Consider the following 7,040-nt stretch of genomic DNA (forward strand, 5'->3'; position numbering starts at 1 on the left):
CCGGTTGCGGACAGCAACCGCCGGCCTATGGCAAATGTTGTTGGCGGACATGCCGGTAGAACTGCTCTGCGGCCGCGTTCTGGGACCGGACCGTGCCTGCCCGCACAGGACGCGGCGACATCATCGCGACGGCGCCCGCCATCAGGCCGATATGCCGGAAACCCTCTGCATGCTTTCTCGGGCCGGGCCGGGTCCGCAACCGCGTGCAGGCTGGTCGCGGCTCGACGGTCAGCATCTCCGCCGCCGGTCCGGCGCGGCTAACGGGCCGTGGCGGGAATGGAGCTTTCAGCAGCAGCGGTCCTCTCGGGCCGCCGGCAGCCTTCAGCCACGGCACGGCGGCTGAGGCCGTCACGGACGCTTCCGTTCAGGACAATCTATGAGAGAGCCGGCATCTCTGGTATGTCTTGGACGACAAGGGATCGTGAGATGCTGCTCGAAAGAAAGAGCCCCCTCGAGGTGATCCGCGTGTCGGCTGCCCGCGCCGCGGCCGGAAACGGCAGGGTCATCGTCATCGAGGGCGAGGCGGGCATCGGCAAGACATCCCTGCTGCGGGGCTTTGCCGCCCAGGCCGGGACGCGCGGCCGCATCCTGTGGGGGTGGTGCGAGGCGCTGTTCACGCCCCGGCCGCTGGGGCCGGTCCATGACATGGCCGAGGCGCTCGGGCCCGAGGTCACGGCCCTGCTGAACGAAGGCGCCGAGCAGGGACGGCTTTTCCCGGCGCTGCTGCATGCGCTTCAGCAGGCGGCCGGCCTGACCGTGCTGGTGTTCGAGGACATGCACTGGGCCGACAAGGCGACGCTGGATCTGGTGAAGTATCTCGGGCGCCGGGTGTCCCTGTTGCCGGTGCTGCTGCTCATCAGCGTCCGCAGCGACGAGATGGACGGCGACCACCCGCTGTCCCATGTGCTGGGCGACCTTCCCGCAGGCGATGTCGCCCGCATCACCCTGCGGCCGCTGTCCGAGGCAAGCGTGTCGCGGCTGGCGCAAGAGGCGGGGCGGCCCGTTGCCGACATCTACCGCATCACCCAGGGCAATCCCTTCTTCGTCACCGAACTGCTGTCCGACGGCGAAGCCGATCCCCAGCGCCGCCTGCCGGGGTCCATCCGCGATGCCGTCTGGGCCCGCCTGTCGCGGCTGGACGCAGAAGAGCGCCGGCTTTTGGAGGCGGTCAGCATCACCCCCGGCGGCATCCAGCCCTGGCTGCTGCGGGTCCTTGTCGGAAACGGGGCCGACGCCCTCGTGGACCGCAGCGAGGCGCGCGGATTGCTGCAGCGGGACGAGCAGGGGATCATCACCTTCCGCCACGAACTTGCCCGCGAGGCTGCCTTGGAACGGCTCGCCCCCTCCACCCGCCGGTCGCTGCATGCCCGGATCGAGGCGGCGCTGTCGGCCCTACCGCCCGCCCATGCCGAGGCGATGCTGGCGGCAAGGGTCCACCACGCCGACGGCGCGGGCAATGGCGAGCGGGTGCTGGAACTGGCCCCGCTGGCCGCGCGGCAGGCGGCCCGGATGGGCGCGCATCTGGAAGCCGCAGCCCATCTGGCGACGGCGCTGCGCCATGTCGGGCTTGCCGCGCCGGATCTTGCCGCCGAGCTTTACCAGGACTGGGCCTATGAGGCGGACCTGAGCCTTCTGCTCACCTCCGAGGTCATCGCGGCGCGGCAGCGCGCCATCACCCTCTGGCGGCAACTCGGCCGGGCCGACAGGGTCAGCGCCAACCTGCGGCGGCTGTCGCGCCTCTACTGGCGCCAGGGGGAGGGACGGCTGGCCGAGGACTGCGCCGAGGAAGCCGTGCGCGTGGTGGAATCCCTGCCGCCGGGCCGGGAACTTGCGCTGGCCTACAGCACGCGCTCGCAGCTTCACATGCTGCATTACCGCTTCGACGAGGCCGTGGCATGGGGCGAGCGGGCCATCGCCCTGTCGGGCAGCCCGGGCGAGATCGGCACCCGCGTCCATGCGCTGAACAACGTGGGCACGGCCCTGATGTTCGCGGGCCGCCCGGGCGGACGCGAGCGGCTGCAGGAAAGCCTTGCGCTGTCGCTTGAACACGAGCTGCATGACGACGCCGCCCGCGCCTATACCAACTTCGCCGAGGCCGCGACCTTGGAGCGCGCCTTCGCGCTGGCCGACGACCTGCTGGCCGAGGGGATCGCCTTCTGCCTGCGGCATGACCTTGACTCGGTCACGCAATATCTTGTCGGCAGGCAGGCCCAGCTTCGCCTGGACCAGGGCCGGTTCCGCGACGCCGAGGCGATTGCCCAGGGGGTCATGGCGCGGGACCGGCTGCCGATGGTCATGCACCTGCCGGCCCTGACGGTGCTGGCCACCGTCCGCATGCGCCGCGGCGAAGGCGATGCCCCGGCCCTGCTGGATCGCGCCCTGAGCGAAGGGCTGGTCACGGGCGAGGCGCAGCGCATCATTCCGGTGCGGCTGGCGCTTGCCGAGGCGGCCTGGCTGGCGGAAGACATGGCAGCCGCGCAACGCCAACTCGCCCTGCTGGCGGGAATGGGCCTCGGCGATTTTCAGCCCTACCTGGCCGAGATGGCGGTGTGGTGGCGGCGATGCGGCATGGCCCTGCCCTTCGCTTCCCCGGTCCCTGATGCGCAGTTGCCGCTTGCCCGCGCCGCCGAGCTGCGCGGCGATCCGGTGGCCGCCGCCGCCGAATGGACCCGCCTCGGCCTGCCCTATGAGGCTGCATTGGCCGGCCTGCAGGCGACCGGCCCCGAGGCAGCCGAGGCGCTTGTCGCCGCCATCACCACCCTCGAGACCCTCGAGGCCCGCCCTGCCGCGGCGCTTGGGCGTAACCCGGCCCCGCGCCACGGTCTGGCGGCCCCGATGCCCCCGCAGCGGCGCGGCCCCTATGCCGCCGCGCGGCAGCATCCGCTGGGACTGACCCTGCATGAACAGCAGGTGCTGGTCCTGATCGCGCAGGGCATCGGCAACAAGGAAATCGCGCGCCGCATGTCGCGCTCGCCCCGCACGATCGAGCATCATGTCTCGGCCGTGCTTGGCAAGTTCAGCGCCGCCAACCGCATGGAGCTGTTGCTGCGGCTGCGGCAGGACCCCTGGCTTCTGCCCGACACCCGCCACCTGCAATCGTCCGATGCAGCGGCGGCAAGCGCGGTTTCCCGGACGGATGCCGGAAAATCTGGGTGTTCCCGGCCCAAAAACGGGTAGCCGCACCGATGTGCGCCCGGACCGTTCCCCGTATCCTTTCCTGAAGGGTCGGGGATCGCCCGCCTGTCCCCTCTGCCTTGCGGAAGGAGGGCTTCGGATGCCACGCAAACCGCGGGAATGTTCAGGCACGGCAGCCTTCCGGCCCCGGCGCGCGTCACCTCGGCCGGGCCGATCCTGCGATCTCATCTTTACAGCAACGCGCGTCTGCCCCCACGGGGATCGGACCCCGGCTCGGGCGCGGCATGAACCGGGAGGATCGATCATGACTGGCATCACCCACAGATACGGCCTCGCCTGCTTCTGCCTGGCGGCGGCGCTTCCCGCGATGGCTGCCATCGCCGCGCCGCTGGGCGTGACCTTGAAGGGCCATTCCGTCCGCATCGCGGAACTGCCGACCGAGCCCTTGCGAAACACGCGCCGGCTGGAAACGGGCGAGGGGCAATCCCTTGTCGCCGTCGATACCGGCGGCAGGATGTCCATCCTGGGCACGCATGGCCAGGCGCTGGCGGTCGGCGAAGGCCGCGTCGCCGATGCCGCCCTGCTGCGGCTGAAGGGCGAAGCGGGGCCACAGTCCTATGCCATGTGGGTCGGACCGCGCGGCATCGGCTTCCTGCGTCTCGATGCCGGGCAGGCCGAAGCGTCGGTCATCCGGGTTTCAGCGCCCCGTGAAGCGGACGCCATGGGCGCCGTCCGCCTGGCCGCGGCAGAGGATGGCTCGGGCGGGGCCATAATCCTGCTGGGCACGGCCAGCGGCGGATTGTCCGCCCTGTCCATGCAACCGCAGGGGGAAAGCCCGAGGCTCGAGAGCGCCCGGAACTGGACCCTCGGCGGCCCGATCAAGGCCATGACCGCCCGCGGCCCGCATGCCTATATCATCGCCACGACCGGCCTGTGGTCGCTGGACCTGTCCGCCGACAGCCCCGAGCCGGTGCTCGAGGCCGCGGGACGCAGCGGCTGCCTGGACGCCTCGCGCGACATCGGCGGCCTTGCGCTGATCAAGGACGGGCCGCGGTCGATCGTCGCCGTGGCGCAGCCCGCAATCGAGCGCATCGTCGCGTATCAGAGCGGGCCAGGACCCGACGCCTGCCTTGGATTCGTCCATGTCGTCCATGCGTCCGATCCCGAGGGCATGGACACCATCGTGCCCTCCGGGATGGTCGCCGGCGCCGGAGCGTCGCTGCTGGTCTCGGATGCCGACCGGCCCGAGGTCTTCGGCGTCCCCCACCTGCCGGACGCCTTCCCCGTCATGCCCGAGACGCTTGCGGCCGGCGGGCAGGCGGCGGGCATGCGATGAGGACGCCATGTGGGGCTTGCAACCTGCGTCGGCCGCCATGCTGCAGTTCATGGCGGCCTACATCCTGATCGTGGTCGTCCCCGGTCCCATCGCCCTGACGACGGGCGGCCATGCCGCGCTCCACGGGTTCAGGCGGACGATGCCGCTGCTTGCCGGGATCGCCAGCGGAACGGCCGCGCTGATGGGGGCCATCGCCTGGGGCGCGGTCCACCTTGCCCCGGGCCTGTCGCTTTCCGCGATGCGGGCGGCTGTCCCGGCCGTGCTGATCTGGCTTGCTTGGCGGCTGCTTCGTTCCGCAGGGACCGAGGTTGCCGATGCGGCTGCGCCCCCGTCGCGGCTGCGGCTGGACCTGTTCGCCCAAGGGGCTGCCATCGCCTTCCTTGCGCCGCAAAGCGCGACCCTGTTCACGATCACCTTTCTGGGGCTGTTCCGGGACCATGACGGGATCGCCGCCCTCATGGCCGTGACCATATCCATGAGCATCGCCTGGTACAGCCTGATCGCGGTCCTGTTCTCGCAATCCTCCATGCGCTCGGCCGCCCTGCAGCATCGCCGCGCCATCTGCCGGGTCGCGGCGGCCGGACTTTCGCTGATGGCCCTGTCCTCTGTCCTTTCGGCGCCCATGGCGCAGATGACGCCATGACGGTTCTCGGGCGTTCCGGGGGCATGGGCATCGGCGGACGGCTTGATCGTCACGACGTGGCGCATATGCGGCAAGAAAGCGCCGGCCTGCTCACTGGCACTGCTAACTGAGGCGGCTGTCGCACGATCCCGCCATGCAGACGCAGTGGAGAGGATCGAACCTCATGCACGCCGGTTCCGCCACTTACCCGCGCGAAAGCGTTCCGCGCGTCCATCCTGCGCTGAATCCGTTTCCATGGCTCATCCAGCCATGCGGGAGACGCCCTGCCCCCGGTCCTTCGGACCTTCCCGCCTGTCCAGACCATCCGTCATCCGCTATGGGGCGGGCAAAGCGGATGACGGAGCGTGAATGTCACAGCCCCCCCTTCTCGGCCTGGCGGCGCAGGTTTCGGACCTGCGCGCCAACCCTGCCCTGCTGCGCGACGAACCGCGCGACATCGAGCTGCATGATTTCTTCATGGCCGATGTGCTGGCCGGCGACTGGCGACCCTTGGCCGAAGAGGCGCAGGCCGCGCTGCGCGGGCACGGGGGGCGGCTTGGCATCCACGGGCCGTTCTGGGGGCTGGACATCTCGAACCCTGACCCCGACGTGCAGGCCATCGTCGTCCGCCGCATGGATCAGGCGCTGGATGTCTGCGCCTTTCTCGAGGCGTCGCAGATGGTCATCCACTCGCCCTATACGCTGTGGGACCACTACAACCTGGATCATTTCGCCTGGCGCTCGGCCCATGACTGGATCATCGCGAACTGCCATGCCTGCCTGCGCCCGGCGGTCGCGCGCGCCGAGGCCTTGGGCGTGACGCTGGTGATCGAGAACGTGCAGGACAAGGACCCCGATATCCGCGCCGAACTGGTCCGCAGCTTCGGCTCGAAGGCCGTGGCGCTGTCGGTCGATACGGGGCACGCGCATTTCATGAACGGCGTGGGTCAGGCCCCCCCGGTGGATTTCTTCATCCGCCGCGCGGGCGACCTGCTGCAGCACGTCCATCTGCATGATGGCGACGGCAATGCGGACCGTCACTGGCGCGTAGGCGATGGCTCGATCCCTTGGGCGGCCGTGTTCCGGGCGCTGTCCGAAGCGCCCGCGATGCCGCGCCTGATCCTGGAACTGAGCGACAAGGCGGGCATTCCCGCGTCGATCGCCCGGCTGCGGGACATGGGGCTGGCGCGCTAGGCGCGGCCGCGGGCTGCGTTCAGGGCTGCCAGTTGACCTCGGCCACGGACCACTGCCCCTGCGGGCCGACATGGAACCGGCTCAGCGACAAGGGCGCGACCTGGAAGGACAGCGCCCCGGCGACCGAGCCCGTGGCATGGGCCAGCGCCGCGCGGACGGTGCCCGCATGGGCGGTCACGACCTGGCCCCCCGGATGGGCGGCCAGGTCCAGCAGGGCGGGGAGGGTGCGGGCGCAAAGCGCGCGGAAGCTTTCGCCGTTGGGCGGGCGGTGGTCGACCAGAGCCTCGGGGCTCAGGGGGCCGAGGTCGGGAAGCTCCGCATGGCCCAGCCCCTCCCAGTCACCGAAGTCCTGTTCCCACAGCCTCTCGTCCAGCCTCGGGGCCAGGCCGGGCACCAGCGCCCCCGCCGTCATCAGGCAGCGCCGCGCCGGAGAGCTGGTCAGCCGCGCGCCCCGAGGCAGCCGGGCCGCGACGGCCGCGATCCTTGTTCGGTCCGACAGGTCGGCGGGCGGGTCGAGGCGGCCGGCAAGGCGCCCTCCTCCGGCCACGGACGCGTGGCGGATCAGGATGATTTCCGCGCCCTTGGCCTCAGGCATCGCGCAGCGGCCCTTCAGTCATCGGCGCCGCTGTGGTTAAGCATCGGCGAGGCAAAGGCAGGGGATCTCCATGGGTTCGATCATCCTTGTGACGGGCGGCGCCCGGTCGGGGAAAAGCGCGATCGCGGAAGGCCGGACGCTCTTGTTCGGCAGCCCTG

5 protein-coding genes are annotated in these 7,040 nt (G+C 70.6%); 4 read left to right on the plus strand and 1 reads right to left on the minus strand.

Features of this window, described 5'->3' with window-relative positions; genetic code table 11:
• The first annotated feature begins 426 nt into the window (after positions 1-426).
• The 4 genes from Q4F04_RS07515 to Q4F04_RS07530 all read left to right on the plus strand — a co-directional run bounded on the left by Q4F04_RS07515 (position 427) and on the right by Q4F04_RS07530 (position 6,287).
• A complete protein-coding gene (locus Q4F04_RS07515) occupies positions 427-3,177 on the plus strand; it encodes an AAA family ATPase (protein WP_303369216.1) in 2,751 nt (916 codons plus the stop codon).
• Between the two features lie 262 nt (positions 3,178-3,439).
• The gene (locus Q4F04_RS07520; protein ID WP_303369217.1) at positions 3,440-4,471 is read left to right on the plus strand and encodes a hypothetical protein; all 1,032 of its coding nucleotides are present in this window, start codon (positions 3,440-3,442) and stop codon (positions 4,469-4,471) included.
• Positions 4,472-4,478: 7 nt separating this feature from the next.
• Positions 4,479-5,114 (plus strand): LysE family translocator, encoded by a 636-nt coding sequence (locus tag Q4F04_RS07525; RefSeq protein ID WP_303369218.1) that lies wholly within the window; start codon positions 4,479-4,481, stop codon positions 5,112-5,114.
• 348 nt (positions 5,115-5,462) lie between these two features.
• Positions 5,463-6,287: a sugar phosphate isomerase/epimerase gene (locus Q4F04_RS07530; protein ID WP_303369219.1), complete on the plus strand. Its 825-nt coding sequence runs from the start codon at positions 5,463-5,465 to the stop codon at positions 6,285-6,287.
• 19 nt (positions 6,288-6,306) lie between these two features.
• On the opposite strand, the gene Q4F04_RS07535 is transcribed toward Q4F04_RS07530, so the two are convergent.
• Positions 6,307-6,882, minus strand: a complete 576-nt coding sequence (locus tag Q4F04_RS07535; RefSeq protein WP_303369220.1) for a histidine phosphatase family protein — start codon at positions 6,880-6,882, stop codon at positions 6,307-6,309.
• Positions 6,883-7,040 lie beyond the last annotated feature (158 nt).

Source organism: Paracoccus sp. (in: a-proteobacteria), assembly GCF_030536915.1.
Lineage (GTDB): Bacteria > Pseudomonadota > Alphaproteobacteria > Rhodobacterales > Rhodobacteraceae > Paracoccus.

Coding starts and splice junctions, on each gene's coding strand:
- Q4F04_RS07520 (WP_303369217.1), top strand. CDS start 3,440: ATGACTGGCATCACCCACAGATACGGCCTCGCCTGCTTCTGCCTGGCG.
- Q4F04_RS07515 (WP_303369216.1), top strand. CDS start 427: ATGCTGCTCGAAAGAAAGAGCCCCCTCGAGGTGATCCGCGTGTCGGCT.
- Q4F04_RS07530 (WP_303369219.1), top strand. CDS start 5,463: ATGTCACAGCCCCCCCTTCTCGGCCTGGCGGCGCAGGTTTCGGACCTG.
- Q4F04_RS07535 (WP_303369220.1), bottom strand. CDS start 6,882: ATGCCTGAGGCCAAGGGCGCGGAAATCATCCTGATCCGCCACGCGTCC.
- Q4F04_RS07525 (WP_303369218.1), top strand. CDS start 4,479: ATGTGGGGCTTGCAACCTGCGTCGGCCGCCATGCTGCAGTTCATGGCG.